The 14,551-nt window shown below is 36.7% G+C and carries 12 protein-coding genes, 7 tRNA genes and 1 rRNA gene; 3 read left to right on the top strand and 17 right to left on the bottom strand.

Translation table 11 applies throughout. The features are described from left to right. Position 1: 1 nt before the first annotated feature. Genes mnmA through JOD07_RS13175 form a run of 4 tightly spaced genes read right to left on the bottom strand, consistent with a single transcriptional unit; the run spans position 2 to position 3,241 of the window. Positions 2 to 1,096 (bottom strand): tRNA 2-thiouridine(34) synthase MnmA, encoded by a 1,095-nt coding sequence (gene mnmA / locus JOD07_RS13190; RefSeq protein ID WP_158741764.1) that lies wholly within the window; start codon positions 1,094 to 1,096, stop codon positions 2 to 4. An 18-nt stretch (positions 1,097 to 1,114) separates the two neighbouring features. Then, positions 1,115 to 1,552, bottom strand: a complete 438-nt coding sequence (gene nifU, locus JOD07_RS13185) for a Fe-S cluster assembly scaffold protein NifU (RefSeq protein WP_158741778.1) — start codon at positions 1,550 to 1,552, stop codon at positions 1,115 to 1,117. Between the two features lie 24 nt (positions 1,553 to 1,576). After that, positions 1,577 to 2,758: a cysteine desulfurase NifS gene (gene nifS, locus JOD07_RS13180; protein ID WP_158741765.1), complete on the bottom strand. Its 1,182-nt coding sequence runs from the start codon at positions 2,756 to 2,758 to the stop codon at positions 1,577 to 1,579. Positions 2,759 to 2,791: 33 nt separating this feature from the next. Beyond that, positions 2,792 to 3,241, bottom strand: a complete 450-nt coding sequence (locus JOD07_RS13175; RefSeq protein ID WP_158741766.1) for an RrF2 family transcriptional regulator — start codon at positions 3,239 to 3,241, stop codon at positions 2,792 to 2,794. 314 nt (positions 3,242 to 3,555) lie between these two features. Here JOD07_RS13175 and JOD07_RS13170 point away from each other — a divergent pair, with 314 nt between their 5' ends. Further along, a complete protein-coding gene (locus JOD07_RS13170) occupies positions 3,556 to 4,689 on the top strand; it encodes a THUMP domain-containing class I SAM-dependent RNA methyltransferase (protein ID WP_204614288.1) in 1,134 nt (377 codons plus the stop codon). 38 nt (positions 4,690 to 4,727) lie between these two features. Here JOD07_RS13170 and yjbM read toward each other — a convergent pair whose 3' ends face one another. Continuing rightward, entirely contained in the window at positions 4,728 to 5,534 is an 807-nt protein-coding gene (yjbM, locus tag JOD07_RS13165; RefSeq protein ID WP_158741768.1) for a GTP diphosphokinase, read from the bottom strand. A gap of 266 nt (positions 5,535 to 5,800) precedes the next feature. Between yjbM and spoVB the strand changes: the two genes are divergently transcribed. Next, positions 5,801 to 7,336 (top strand): stage V sporulation protein B, encoded by a 1,536-nt coding sequence (gene spoVB, locus JOD07_RS13160; protein WP_204614287.1) that lies wholly within the window; start codon positions 5,801 to 5,803, stop codon positions 7,334 to 7,336. Positions 7,337 to 7,374: 38 nt separating this feature from the next. Here spoVB and JOD07_RS13155 read toward each other — a convergent pair whose 3' ends face one another. The 4 genes from JOD07_RS13155 to JOD07_RS13140 all read right to left on the bottom strand — a co-directional run bounded on the left by JOD07_RS13155 (position 7,375) and on the right by JOD07_RS13140 (position 11,969). Beyond that, positions 7,375 to 7,593, bottom strand: coding sequence for a heavy-metal-associated domain-containing protein (locus JOD07_RS13155; protein WP_204614285.1), 219 nt, complete (start codon positions 7,591 to 7,593; stop codon positions 7,375 to 7,377). 50 nt (positions 7,594 to 7,643) lie between these two features. After that, positions 7,644 to 10,112, bottom strand: a complete 2,469-nt coding sequence (locus JOD07_RS13150) for a heavy metal translocating P-type ATPase (RefSeq protein ID WP_204614283.1) — start codon at positions 10,110 to 10,112, stop codon at positions 7,644 to 7,646. 137 nt (positions 10,113 to 10,249) lie between these two features. Next, positions 10,250 to 10,387, bottom strand: a complete 138-nt coding sequence (locus JOD07_RS13145; RefSeq protein WP_158741772.1) for a hypothetical protein — start codon at positions 10,385 to 10,387, stop codon at positions 10,250 to 10,252. Positions 10,388 to 10,643: 256 nt separating this feature from the next. Continuing rightward, positions 10,644 to 11,969, bottom strand: coding sequence for an AAA family ATPase (locus JOD07_RS13140; RefSeq protein ID WP_158741773.1), 1,326 nt, complete (start codon positions 11,967 to 11,969; stop codon positions 10,644 to 10,646). A 303-nt stretch (positions 11,970 to 12,272) separates the two neighbouring features. Between JOD07_RS13140 and lysA the strand changes: the two genes are divergently transcribed. Next, positions 12,273 to 13,529 (top strand): diaminopimelate decarboxylase, encoded by a 1,257-nt coding sequence (gene lysA, locus JOD07_RS13135; protein WP_158741774.1) that lies wholly within the window; start codon positions 12,273 to 12,275, stop codon positions 13,527 to 13,529. A 158-nt stretch (positions 13,530 to 13,687) separates the two neighbouring features. Here lysA and JOD07_RS13130 read toward each other — a convergent pair. The 8 genes from JOD07_RS13130 to JOD07_RS13095 all read right to left on the bottom strand — a co-directional run bounded on the left by JOD07_RS13130 (position 13,688) and on the right by JOD07_RS13095 (position 14,437). Then, positions 13,688 to 13,762: transfer RNA gene (locus JOD07_RS13130), tRNA-Gln, on the bottom strand. Positions 13,763 to 13,783: 21 nt separating this feature from the next. Beyond that, a tRNA-Gly gene (locus JOD07_RS13125) sits at positions 13,784 to 13,855 on the bottom strand. A gap of 13 nt (positions 13,856 to 13,868) precedes the next feature. Continuing rightward, positions 13,869 to 13,941, bottom strand: a tRNA-Lys gene (locus tag JOD07_RS13120). Between the two features lie 22 nt (positions 13,942 to 13,963). Next, positions 13,964 to 14,037, bottom strand: a tRNA-His gene (locus JOD07_RS13115). A gap of 8 nt (positions 14,038 to 14,045) precedes the next feature. Further along, positions 14,046 to 14,119 (bottom strand) — tRNA-Arg (locus JOD07_RS13110). Between the two features lie 36 nt (positions 14,120 to 14,155). Further along, positions 14,156 to 14,230: transfer RNA gene (locus JOD07_RS13105), tRNA-Pro, on the bottom strand. A gap of 4 nt (positions 14,231 to 14,234) precedes the next feature. Then, positions 14,235 to 14,352, bottom strand: a 5S ribosomal RNA gene (gene rrf, locus JOD07_RS13100). Between the two features lie 13 nt (positions 14,353 to 14,365). Beyond that, positions 14,366 to 14,437: transfer RNA gene (locus tag JOD07_RS13095), tRNA-Glu, on the bottom strand. Positions 14,438 to 14,551 lie beyond the last annotated feature (114 nt).

Genomic DNA, 14,551 nt, shown 5'->3' with positions numbered 1-14,551 from the left:
TTCACTTATTTTCCCCAAATAAAATGGTGCCTCCCCCTACAACCATATCATGATCATAAAACACAACTGCCTGCCCAGGGGTAATAGCTCTCTGAGGTTCATCAAACTCACATTTTACTGTATGATCATCATGCATCGTTATAACACAGGGAGCCAACTTATGACTGTATCGAATTTTCGCATGAACTCTCATAGGCCCTTCCAAAGTTTCAAAAGGCATAAAATTAAGATTGTCTGCATATAAAACCTTTTGAAAAATCTCATCATTTTCTCCCAATACCACTTCATTGGTTTGAGGCCTGATTTCTACGACATACATCGGTTTGCCAAAGGATATTCCTAATCCCTTTCTTTGTCCGACTGTATAATGAATGATTCCTTTATGCTTTCCTAATACATTACCTTTTGTATCTACAAAATTCCCTTTAGGAATTGAAAAATCATAATTTTGCTCGATATAGTTACCGTAATTATTGTCAGGAATAAAACAGATCTCTTGGCTGTCTGGTTTTGTCGCAACAGGTAATCCAATTTCCTTTGCAATTTTACGGGTAGTATCCTTATCATAATCTCCCAAAGGCATTAATGTATGCCTAAGTTGATCCTGAGTAAGGTTATATAATGCATAAGTCTGATCTTTCCCAACTGCAGAAGATATTTTAAGAGCATATCTTCCGATATCTGATAAATATACAACTTTCGCATAGTGCCCGGTGGCAATATAATCCGCCCCTAATTGAAGAGCTTTATGAAGCATGGATTCCCATTTGACATATCTGTTGCATGCAATACAAGGATTAGGTGTTCTGCCTTTCGTATATTCCTCTACAAAATAATCAATGACTTTATTCTTAAAATCATTTTTAAAATTCATTACATAATGGGGAATTCCAATTTTTTGGCATACTCTTCTTGCATCATCAACAGCAGAGAGACCACAGCAGCCACCGTGGTCCTCTATCTCATCTCTTGATTCATCTTGCCAAATTTGCATGGTCATTCCAATGACATCATATCCTTGCTCTTTCAAAAGATATGCAGCTACTGAACTGTCCACTCCACCAGACATTCCAATAACAACCTTTTTTTTAGTCATTACTTCACCTCAAATAATTTACTCATTATCCTCTGGAATATCATGGTGATCATCATCCTCTTTAGGCGGTGTCAATCCTTCAATCTCTATTCCATTTTTTTGTGCATAATCCCATAAAGCAGCCTGAAGAGCCTGTTCTGCCAATACAGAACAATGAACTTTTACAGGCGGCAATCCATCCAAAGCTTCCATAACTGCTTTGTTGGTTACTTTCATTGCTTCCTGTATGGTTTTACCTTTTACTAATTCTGTTGCCATACTGCTTGTTGCAACAGCTGCTCCACATCCAAAAGTCTTAAACTTTACATCCTTAATAATATTATCTTCAATATCAAGATATATTTTCATTATATCTCCACATTTAGCGTTTCCAACCGTTCCTACTCCGGAAGGATTTTCAATTTCTCCAACATTTCTAGGATTCATAAAATGATCCATTACTTTCTCACTGTACATCATTTTTAAGCACCTCTTTTTTTGTTATAGATTTTGTTCTTTTTTATAAGCTTCATATAAAGGAGACATATCTCTTAATCTTTGAACGATAGATGGCAATACCTCCAAGAAATAATCTGCTTCTTCTTTGGTATTTTCATCTCCTAGGGTAATTCTCAGGGAACCGTGAGCTTTTTCATGAGGAAGACCAATTGCCAGCAATACATGGGATGGATCTAATGAACCCGATGTACATGCAGAACCGCTGGATGCATAGATCCCTTTCATGTCTAATAATAGCAGGAGTGACTCTCCTTCAATAAAATCAAAAGTAAAATTAATATTATTAGGCAATCTGTCAGTAGGATGACCATTTAATTTTACATGGTCTATTCTGCTGGTAACTTCTTTTATAATATAATCTCTGAGTTCAGTCATCTTTTTATTATTTTCTTCCATATTCTCGAGTGCCAGTTCCAGAGCTTTAGCTAAACCTACGATACCTGCCACGTTTTCGGTTCCGCCTCTGCGGCCCCTTTCTTGTGCACCCCCATGAAGCAGAGGTTTAATTTTTACTCCTTTTCTTATGTATAATACACCTACGCCTTTAGGACCATGAAATTTGTGTCCTGAAAGAGAAAGTAAATCAACATTTGCTTTTTTCACATCAATGGGTATATGTCCCACAGCCTGAACAGCATCCGTATGAAATACTATGCCTTTTTCTCTTGCTATTTTCCCTATTTCTTCGATAGGCTGAATTGTGCCAATTTCATTATTGGCATACATAATAGTAATGAGAATGGTTGTATCCTTGATAGCCTTTAAAACATCCTGGGGATCAACTTGTCCATATTCATTTACAGGAAGATAAGTCACTTCATAGCCTTGGCTTTCTAAATATTCGCAAGTATGAAGTACTGCATGATGTTCAATTGCAGAAGTAATAATATGGTTTCCTTTATTTTTATAAGCTTCAGCAATTCCTTTAATAGCCCAGTTATCAGATTCTGTTCCGCCACTGGTAAAATAGATTTCTTTAGGATCTGCACCTAATAATTTGGCAATTTTATCTCTTGATTCATCTAAAGCTTGTTTATTCTTTCTTGCAATTTCATAGATACTGGATGGGTTGCCAAAATTCTCTGTAAAGTATGGCAACATTGCTTCTACAACTTGTGGATGCATAGCAGTTGTAGCAGCATGGTCAAAATAAATCTTCTGCATGTTTGATCACTCCTCGTTTAAACTTTGTCAAAGTTAGATATAATACATATACTCTTTGTCATGATTTAATTTTTCATACTCTTCTATTAAATCCTGAAGGGTAATGGAGTCAACGACTTCATTAATTTTATCGCCTATTTTTTTCCATACGGTTCTTGTAACACAACAATTAAATCCAGTACATTCAAACACTGGATTTTCACTCACACAATCCACTGGCGCCAGAGACCCTTCTAGGGCCCTTAGGATATCTCCTACTGTGATTTCTTCTGGAGAAAGAGCTAGGGAATAACCTCCTTGAGCACCTCGAATGCTCTTTACCAATCCAGCTTTTCTTAGAACTGCAATTAATTGCTCCAGATAGTGCTCAGATATGTCTTGCCTCTCAGCTATATGCCTTAACGCAATATGCTTATCCTGGCTATGGACTGCCAAGTCAACCATTGCCTTTAATCCATATCTTCCCTTAGTAGATAATTTCATACTCTCACCTCAAGATTCAATTCCTACCTATGTAGTCGGCTTTTTAGTATAAGCATAACACTTTATTTTTTTACTGTCAATAGATTTTCATTAACCGCTATTCCCATTATATCATCCACATTCATTTTGTGCAGAATTATTGAATTTTAAAAAATAAATCTTAACCAATTTTATAAGAATACTATTATTGAGTGCATTCGTCAATCAATTTTTCTTTTTCAAAACGTTTTCTTTATGATATGATGATGATTATGATGATTTGTCCATAAAATGTACATAATGAAGAAAGGAATACTTTAATAAGGAGAATAATTATGGCAGATATAAAACTAATTGCAACCTCTACCTTTGGACTGGAATCCATTGTTAAAAATGAGTTAATTCATTTAGGATATACCGACGTCCAGGTTTCAGACGGCAAAGTTACATTTACAGGCAATGAAGAAGCCATAGTCAGAACGAATCTATGGCTTCGTACAGCGGACCGTGTTCTTTTACAAATAGGAGAATTTGAAGCATATACTTTTGATGAGTTATTTGAAAAGACCAAGACTCTTCCCTGGGAGCAATGGATCATAGAAGATGCAAAATTTACTGTCGTAGGAAAGTCTGTTAAATCAAAACTCTATAGTGTTCCTGATTGTCAGGCCATCGTAAAGAAAGCAGTAGTCGAGAAATTAAAGCAGAAATATCATGTGGAATGGTTTCATGAAACTGGTCCGGAATATAAAATCCAAGTATCTATTTTAAAAGATCTTGTTACTTTAACAATTGATACAAGTGGAGCCGGCCTTCATAAGAGAGGTTATCGGACAAAATCTGTAGAAGCCCCATTAAAAGAAACCCTTGCTGCTGCCTTAGTCCAGATAAGCTATTGGAATAAAAACAGAAGACTGTATGATTTTTTCTGCGGTTCAGGGACCATTCCCATAGAAGCCGCTATGATAGGAAGAAATATTGCTCCAGGATTAGGCAGATCCTTTGCCTGCGAAGCTTGGCCTCAGATTAACAAAGAAATTTGGAAAAAAGAAAAGGCAAAAGCATTTCAAGCTATTGACCAAAATAGTCAAATTAAAATATTTGCTTCCGATGTTGACCCCAACGCTATTGAGATTGCAAAGGAAAATGCTATTGAAGCAGGAGTTGACGACTGTATCTACTTTGAAGTAAAAGATGCAAAAAAAATTAAAATCGAAGAACCCTATGGAATTTTAATTAGTAATCCTCCCTATGGGGAAAGAATCGGAGAAGAACAAGAAGTTGCCAAACTCTATCGCACTCTGGGAAATATCTTCAAGAATCAAGATACTTGGTCTGTGTACATTCTTACTTCCGTTGAAAATTTTGAAAAGCTGTATGGTAAAAAAGCAGATAAAAAGCGAAAACTCTACAACGGCAGAATTAAAGTAGATTTTTATCAATACTTTGGATCAAAGCCGTCACATTAAATTGGCACACCTTTCGGTGTGCCATATAACATGATTGATCACATTAACTTTTGTGCACCATAAATTTCTGCCAAAGTATCTACCTTTTTGTTGAAATCTTGAAGTTTCTCAATATCTCCTTCTTCCCATAATTCCCAAAATTTTTGGTACAGTTCCCCTGCTTCTTCAATGCCGCCACTGCACAGATTGTGTATATTGCAAAATATATCTGAAACAATATTGGATTTTGCTCTGAATTGCTCTTCTGCTTTCAAGATTTCTTCCCTGATTTCCGCCATTTCCTGATCTAGGATAAAAGCAGCTTCTGCTGCCTTAATAAGCCGCTGCTGAATATAGTCAGGCATATTTTTATTATATTTATAGCGCAAAGAATGTTCAATCGTCGCCCAAAAATTCATTGCCAATGTACGTATTTGAATTTCAGTTAGGATTTCCTTTTGCCCTTCTGCCGTCTGGACAGGATACAAAACAATAATATGATAACTTCTGTATCCACTGGGTTTAATATTTTTGATATAATCTCTTTCTTCAACAATTTTCAAATCTTTACCGTCACGTGCACGAATCAATTCAACAACTTTATTAATGTCTTTGACAAATTGACACATAATTCTGATACCTGCAATATCTTCTATCTTTTCTTCTATCTCAGTAAGAGGTATTTGCTTTTTCTTTGCTTTTTCTAAAATGCTTGATATTTTTTTTACTCTGCCCGTTACAAATTCAATAGGTGAATATTCACCTAATTTCCTGTACTCATTTCTTATTCCTTTAAATTTTATTTTAAGTTCTTCAACTGCTTGTTCATATGGAATTAACATTCTTTTCCATTCATTAAGTTCCATCGAAGCCCCTCTTTCCTTATTTTTCTAAGGAATGTATCCTTTGTGAAATTTCATTTTATAATTATAATTATACAGAAAAAGTATATATTTCTCAACCTTAATGCTTCTTTGTTGAAGTTCTGTGTATGAAAAATGAACTTCTCTCTAAAACCAAACATCCATAACATCTTATAAAATGAAATGCAAAATATTCGTCATTAATATTGCATAGTACAAGTTCTTTTAGAATAAATTGTAGTACCGTCCGAATTGAAAGCAGGTGCTGCATGGCAAAAAAGAATTTGGTAACAGGAGCGCTCATCCTAACTGCTGCCAGTTTTATCACAAGAATTCTTGGATTCATTTATAGAATTTACATGTCCAATCTCATCGGAGCAGAAGGCATGGGACTCTATCAGCTGATCTTTCCTATTTATATGCTCGCCTGGACTATTTCAGCTTCAGGAATATCTTTAAGCGTATCTAAACTGGTTGCTCAAGAAAATGCCAAAAGAGAATATGGTAACATGCATCGTATAGTAAAAATATCTGTATTATTATCCGTAGGAATAGGATTTATTATTTCCGCATTCATTTATTATTTTGCTCCATGGATTGCTTCATCAATCCTTAAAGAACCTAGGACGATCTTATCACTAAAAATTCTGGCTGTATGTGTTCCTTTTATGGCGGCTGCATCATCTATAAAAGGATATTTTTATGGTATGCAGGAAATGACAAAACCAGCTGTTTCTCAAGTTCTGGAACAAATTTCAAGAATGCTTATTATATATTTTTTAGCTTCTTTCTTTATTCCAAAAGGATTGTCTTATGCATGTGCACTTTCCGTCATCGGAATATGTGCAGGAGAATTCATATCCTTCCTATATGTATGCATATCCTATAAAAGAAATAAGCAAAGAAAAAAAATAATCAAAAAGCCAACGTTAAATTTGTTTCAAGCATATAGTGCATTACTGGCTATGGCGATTCCTTTGACAGGCAACAGATTTATCACATCTCTTTTAAGTTCGATAGAAAATATTATGATTCCTATACAGCTTCAAGCCTTTGGTATGTCCAACACCGAAGCAATAAGCATATATGGTCAATTCAGCGGAATGGCCATGCCTTTGATCTTCTTTCCTTCTATGGTAACAGGCTCTTTATCCGTAGCACTGGTGCCTGCCGTTTCTGAAGCCAAGGCTGTAAACAATACCAGACAAATTCATCGGACAGTCTCTAAATCAATCCATTTTACATCTTTAATAGGGATTGGGGCCACTTGCCTTTTTGCAGTGTTTTCCAAAGAATTGGGGTTAACCGTTTATAACCAAGAAGACGTAGGCGATATGCTTTATTCAATGGCATGGATATGCCCCTTCTTTTACCTTCAGACTACTTTAGCCGGAATATTAAATGGATTGGGGCAACAGGTTGCTACCTTTAAACACAATGTTATTGGATCGATCATTTCTATACTCTTTATCTACTTTTTTGTACCCATGTTTGGATTTAAAGGTTTTCTATGGGCAGTCATAGTAAGTTCCATTACCATCACTCTGTTACATTTAAGAAAAGTTCTTAAATTTACTTCATTAACTTTAGAACTGAGCAAATGGGTGATCAGACCAGGTTTAGCCGCAACTTCATCTGCTTTAACTGCAAAATATATCATGAACCATTATCTATTAACTCAGTTCTCTTTACGCTGGTCCATGACTTTTACCCTTATCGCCCTTGCTGCTTCCTACATTATCTTCCTATTTTTACTTCAAAGTATTACAAAAGAAGATCTGAAGATATTGAAAAGAAACATATAATAACCCTCTTGGACATAAGATCCTCGAGGGTTATTCATCTATAGATTCTCAATTTTTATAAGCTCATACCCAGCTTCTTCAACTACGGCATTCTTTAATGTCTCATCAGAAATCTCAGCTGTTGATTCAACGATTGCATATTTATTTTTTAGATCTACTTCTACAGTACCGACCCCAGGGATTTCACTTAAGGCATCTTTTACATGTTTCACACAGTGTTCACAGCTCATACCTTCAATATAAAGTTTTTTCTTCATTATATACGCCTCCATTATTTAATTTATTATAAATCTATAAATCATAAGATTTACTTAGCTGGCTTAAATTTCTTCAGTCGAAGGGCATTTAAAAGTACAGAAACAGAGCTAAAACTCATGGCTGCTGCGGCAAACATAGGATTAAGTTTTGGTCCTCCAAAGGCGTAAAATACTCCTGCTGCCAAAGGAATTCCTGCACTATTATAGAAAAATGCCCAAAATAAGTTTTGCTTAATATTTGTTATTGTACTTCTGCTTAATTGAAGAGCAGTAACTACATCCAGCAAATCGCTTTTCATCAATACAATGTCTGCGGATTCCATTGCAATATCTGTACCAGAACCAATGGCAATACCAACATCAGCCTGAGCCAAGGCAGGAGCATCATTAATCCCGTCTCCAACCATTGCAACCTTTTTTCCTTCTTCCTGCAATTTTTTAACTTCATTGGCTTTATCTTCTGGCAAAACTTCAGCAAATACCCTGTCAATGCCAACCTTTCTGGCTATGGCCTCAGCAGTTCTTCTATGATCTCCTGTAATCATAGCAACTTCGATGCCCAGATCATGAAGTTTTTTAATTGCCTTTGCACTATTTTCTTTTACCACATCGGCCACCGCAATGATTCCAAGCAGCCTGTTCCCTTCTGCTACGTACATAGGGGTTTTCCCTTCCATAGCCAATCGATCAGATACTGTTTCAAATTCTCGGATATTCACATTTCGGTCATCCATGAGTTTTTTATTGCCAAGGATTACTTGCCTTCCTTCTATCGTTACTTCTATTCCGTGGCCAGGAATCGCATTAAATGTCTCCATATCTTGTAACATAATTCCCTTATTCTCCGCCGCCCTTATAATCGATTCCCCTAGTGGATGCTCAGATCCTTTTTCTGCAGATGCTGCCAAAGAAAGAATTTCTTCTTCGCTTATTCCATTCGCAGTAATAATATCCGTCACCTCAGGTCTGCCTTCTGTAATAGTGCCTGTTTTATCAAAAACAATGGTGTGCACCTTATGAGCGGTTTCAAGAGCTGTTCCACTTTTGATCAAAACTCCATATTCTGCTCCTTTACCGGTCCCAACCATAATCGCTGTTGGCGTTGCCAATCCCAATGCACATGGACAGGCAATCACCAATACGGAAATCAACATCGTAAGTGAAAATATAAGAGAATGGCCAGTAAAGTACCACGCTGCCCCTGATATGAATGCTATAATCAATACTATTGGCACAAAATAACCACTGATAATATCTGCAAGCCTAGCAATAGGAGCTTTTGATCCTTGAGCCTCTTCTACCAGCTTCACAATTTGAGACAAAACTGTATCTTTTCCAACTTTAGTAGCTCTAAACTGTATAGATCCTGTTTTGTTAATACTGGCACCTATAACTTGATCGCCTTCTTTTTTCTCTACAGGAATACTTTCTCCGGTCAGCATGGATTCATCCACGGAAGTATTTCCCTTAATAACTTCACCGTCTACCGGAATTTTCTGTCCTGGTTTAACCAATAATATATCTCCAACCTGTACCTCTTCAATAGGAATTTCTATTTCCTTTCCTTCTTTAATCAAAACAGCTGTTTTAGGCGCAAGCCCCATTAATTTTTTAATCGCCTCAGATGTTCTCCCTTTCGCCACAGCTTCGAGATATTTTCCCAAAGAAATGAGTGTAATAATGACACCAGCCGATTCAAAATATAAATCCATAGAATAAGCTTCAACTTCATGGGGAGTTCCTGTAATGATTTTATATACTGCAAACAAGCCATAAAGAATTGCTGCGCTGGTTCCTAATGCAATTAACGAGTCCATATTCGGAGCTCCTTTAAATAATGTTCTGAAACCTACGGTGTAAAATTTGCGTCCTGCAATAACGATAGGAATGGTCAAAATTAATTGAATCAACGCAAAATTTAACGCATTATGATGTCCTGTCAGGAAAGCCGGCAAGGGAGCACCGACCATATGTCCCATGGCTATATAAAGGAGAGGAATTGCAAATACTGCGGATAAAGTAAATTGATGCCACAATCTCTTTATTTCCTTTTCCTTTCGGTCTTTTTCATTGTCCGTCTGATTTTCCGTTTTTGACTCCAAGGGTTGATACCCTGCCTTAATGATTGCTTCCTTTATATCTGAAAGTCTCAATTGAAAAGGATTATATTTTATCGCAGCGGTTTCAGTAGCAAGATTCACACTGACACTCTCTATTCCGTCCAACTTTTTAAGAGAGCGTTCTACTGCCCTGACACAGGCTGCACAAGTCATTCCGGCTATAGGTAAATGGACTTCCTTAACTTCTGTATGCTCTTTAGCCTTATATCCTGCTTTTTCTACAGCTTGTATAATCTGATATATATCCAGTTTTTCTTCATCATATTCTATGTTCAATCTTTCAGAAGCTAAATTAACCCCTGCTTCTATTACGCCGTTTAGTTTTTTTACACTTCTTTCAACAGCTCTGGCACAAGCTGCACAAGTCATACCAGAGATTTCAAATTGCTTTTTTACCATCTTAACACCTCCTTCTATCCCCACCCTGGGTGGGGTTCTTTTAGTATATATTACTTTTTTATGTCCGTCAATACATTATTACAGCAAAAATCCCCATGAAAACATGGGGATTTTGATTGTAATCCTAACAGATCTTACTATTTTGTTTTGTTAGTTTTGTCTTTATTGTTTTTGTTATTTTTTTCGTTTTCAGGAACCAATTCATTTGCAAAATCTAAATTGTCGTTATTGTTTCTGTTTTCATTGTTATTTTTGTTATTATTGTTTTTTGCCATTTAATGAATCCTCCTTAAAATATTAATTATTTGTTACGCCATTAGTATTTACATAAAATATAAATATATATCTGGATAATAATGTAAAAAACAATATTATGACAAAACCGACAAACTGCAATACGGGTAAGTTTCCATTCTGCCAAAAGACTTTTGGGACAAGAAATCCGAAGGAATTTCCTATGTAATAAAAAAGCGCCTATAGACGAGGCGCTGTAATATTTAGTGGATCATTTCCGGGCTTTTTTGCGAATCATTAAAACTGGGCGGAATTCCTTGAAGCTTGAATACTTTTGATAACAGCTTCATATCCGTTATCTGTCGGAATGTAATACACGCGATCCAGAAGTTCATCCGGAAGATATTGCTGACTGACATAATTTCCTGGGTATGCATGTGCATATTTATATCCTGCCCCATGGCCTAATTCTTTAGCTCCCGGGTAATGAGCATCTCTTAAATGAGAGGGGATACCCTTAATCCTGATATTTTTAACATCTTCCAGTGCTGCATCTATAGCCACAATGGCTCCATTGCTCTTCGGAGCGCAAGCAACATATATAGCTGCCTGTGCTAATATGATCCTTCCTTCAGGCATACCGATAAAATCGACTGCCTGTGCTGCGGCGACAGCTACCTGCAATGCATTAGGATCTGCATTTCCAACATCTTCTGCAGCACATATGATAATTCTTCTGGCTATAAATTTTGGATCTTCTCCAGCATAAAGCATTCTGGCCAAATAATAAACAGCAGCATCAGGATCAGAACCTCTCATACTTTTTATAAAAGCAGATATGGTGTCATAATGATTGTCCCCATCTTTATCGTAATTGAGCGCTCTTCTTTGAATACATTCCTGTGCTACTTCCAAAGTAATATGAATTTTCCCATCTTCGGAAGGTTGTGTTGTAAGTACTCCTAATTCTATGGCATTAATCGCCGCTCTTGCATCACCATTAGCCATATCAGCTAAAAATTCCAATGCTTCGTCAGTAATATCTGCATTGAAACTACCCAGCCCTTTTTTCTCATCTTTCAATGCTCTAAGAATTAAATTTTTAATATTTTGCTGAGATAAAGGTTTAAGCTCAAATATTCTTGACCTGGATACCAATGCCTTATTCACTTCGAAATAAGGGTTTTCTGTTGTTGCTCCAATAAGAATAATTGTTCCATCTTCCACATGGGGAAGCAAAGCATCCTGCTGTGCCTTATTAAAGCGATGAATTTCATCTATAAACAGAATTGTTTTTTTGGCAGTCATGCCTAATCGAGTCTTTGCTTCTTCCACTACTTCAGTAATTTCTTTTTTTCCCGATGTAGTTGCATTCAGTTGACAAAATTCAGATTTTGTAGTATTTGCAATGATTTTTGCCAGAGTCGTCTTACCAGTTCCGGGAGGACCGTAAAAAATAATTGAACTTAATTGATCAGCCTTAATTGCCCTATAAAGAAGTTTGTCCTTTCCTATAATATGTTCTTGCCCCTCAAACTCCTCCAAAGTTGCAGGTCTCATCCTTGCCGCTAAAGGAGATTCATTTTTCATTGTTTTTTGTCGGGTATATTCAAAAATATCCAAATTTCTTCACTCCTAATAGTGTTTCAATCTTCTATTATCTCGTATTATGTATTATATAATAAAAAAAGAAAATGTACTATAAGAAAGAATCCAGATTATCCTTGTAATAAAAAAGTATGTCAAAAAGAATTCTATATGATGAATTACCAATATATTTTCTTGCAATTGTAACAAAAATCTATAAATTGCATCGAAATACTTGACAACTATTATCAAAAATAATATAGTCTTAAAATACGAGTAATTTGTTTAAAGCCGCATAAAACATATACAGCTAAAAGATTTTTTGAAAGGAGTTTTAAAATGCAGTATGTATATTCAAATGTAACGCAAAGCCTTAATTTTTTCGGCAATTCTGATCCATTTGAATTAATAGAAGAATATGGAAGTCCTTTATATGTTTATAATGAGCGAATTTTTCGTGAACGTTGCAGAGAAATGAAAAACCTCGTATCTTATCCTAATTTTTCTGTTAACTATTCCGTTAAGGCAAATAGTAATTTACAACTCCTAAAAATTGCTCTTGAAGAAGGTTTAAATGTAGACGCCATGTCACCGGGAGAGATATTTTTAGAATTACAGGCAGGATTTAAACCCGAGCAAATATTGTTCATAAGCAATAATGTATCCGCAGATGAAATGAAGTTTGCCATTGACAGAAAGATTACTGTAAGTGTAGATTCCCTTTCTCAATTAGAGCTATTTGGAAAAATCAATCCTGGTGGCTCTGTTGCGATTCGCTTCAATCCTGGTGTAGGCGCAGGTCACCATAAAAAAGTAATCACAGGAGGAAAAGAAACAAAATTCGGTGTTGATCCAAATTTCATTCCTCAAGTGAAAGAAATTCTTAAAAAATATAATCTTAAATTGGTAGGAATCAATCAGCACATAGGTTCATTATTTATGGAAGGATCTGCATATATACAAGGAATAAAATCTATCTTATCTTTAGCTGAAAACTTTGAAGATCTTGAGTTTGTTGATTTAGGTGGAGGATTTGGTATTCCTTATCACAAACAAGAAAATGAAGCGCGTTTAGATTTATCCTCCCTGGGAAAAGAACTGGATTCGATTTTAAATGAATGGGTAAAATCCTATGGAAAGAATATTACCTTTAAAATTGAACCCGGTCGATATATTTCAGCTGAATGCGGTGTTCTATTAGGAACAGTTCATGCTATTAAAATAAATTATGACAACAAATATGTCGGAACAGACTTAGGATTTAATGTCTTGCAAAGGCCAATTATGTATGATTCTCACCATGACATAGAAATTTATAGAAATTCTGATCTTCCATCAACTAAAAAAGAACCTGTAATTATCGTAGGAAATATTTGTGAAAGTGGAGATATCATTGCAAAAAACAGATTACTTCCAGAAATTTTTGAAGGAGATTTATTAGGCGTTTTAGACGCAGGCGCTTATGGCCATGTAATGAGCTCAAATTATAATAATCGCCTTCGTCCTGCCGAGGTTCTCATCAAAGAAAACGGAGACCATATATTAATCCGAAGAAGAGATACTTTGGAAGATTTAATTCGCTGCTATAATGTCTAAAAGTAAAAGCCAGGCACTACAGTTTACAGTCAATACTGCAAACTTAGTATCTGGCTTTTTCTATATATTGATATTCAAATGTAACCGGAAGGCTTTTTATTGTATATCAAATTCGAAGGAATTTCCTATGTAATAAAAAAGCACCTTTTTAGGTGCTCTGGCTGGGTAGGAAGGATTCGAACCTTCGCATGCAGGAGTCAAAGTCCTGTGCCTTACCGCTTGGCGACTACCCAATGTTAAATTTTGAATTGTAAAGCGCGAGACGGGATTCGAACCCGCGACCCTCGCCTTGGCAAGGCGATGCTCCACCACTGAGCCACTCGCGCATTTTTTAAAATATGAGCTACCCGGGACTCGAACCCGGGACACCTGGATTAAAAGTCCAGTGCTCTACCGACTGAGCTAGTAGCCCCCATTACCAAATAATTAATCAGGGTGGATAGTGGGACTCGAACCCACGGCCTCCAGAGCCACAATCTGGCGCTCTAACCAACTGAGCTATATCCACCATATAAGCGTGCCTGCAGGGATTCGAACCCCGGACACGTGGCTTAGAAGGCCACTGCTCTATCCTGCTGAGCTACAGGCACATACTTAAAGGTAATATATGTAATATATACTTTGAATCGGGGTGACAGGATTCGAACCTGCGACCTCTTGATCCCAAATCAAGCGCTCTAGCCAAGCTGAGCCACACCCCGTTAATTTCGGCAGCCACCTACTCTCCCAGGCAGTCTCCCGCCAAGTACCATCAGCCGTCTATGGCTTAACCGTCATGTTCGGTATGGGTATGGGTGTTTCCCATAGACGCATCGCCACCGAAAATCATATATTCATGACCCATAGGGGACTCGAACCCCTGTTACCGCCGTGAAAGGGCGGTGTCTTAACCGCTTGACCAATGGGCCATATTATACCTTCAAAACCAAACACTGTCTGCTAAAGCTTTCTTAGGTCAAGCCCTCGACCTATTAGTACTTATCAGCTCAACATGTTACCATGCTTTCACCTTAAGCCTATCT

This window comes from Defluviitalea raffinosedens, from assembly GCF_016908775.1.
Lineage (GTDB): Bacteria > Bacillota > Clostridia > Lachnospirales > Defluviitaleaceae > Defluviitalea > Defluviitalea raffinosedens.
The sequence above is the reverse complement of the archived record's forward strand: the minus strand, read 5'-3'. Positions and strand labels throughout refer to the sequence as shown.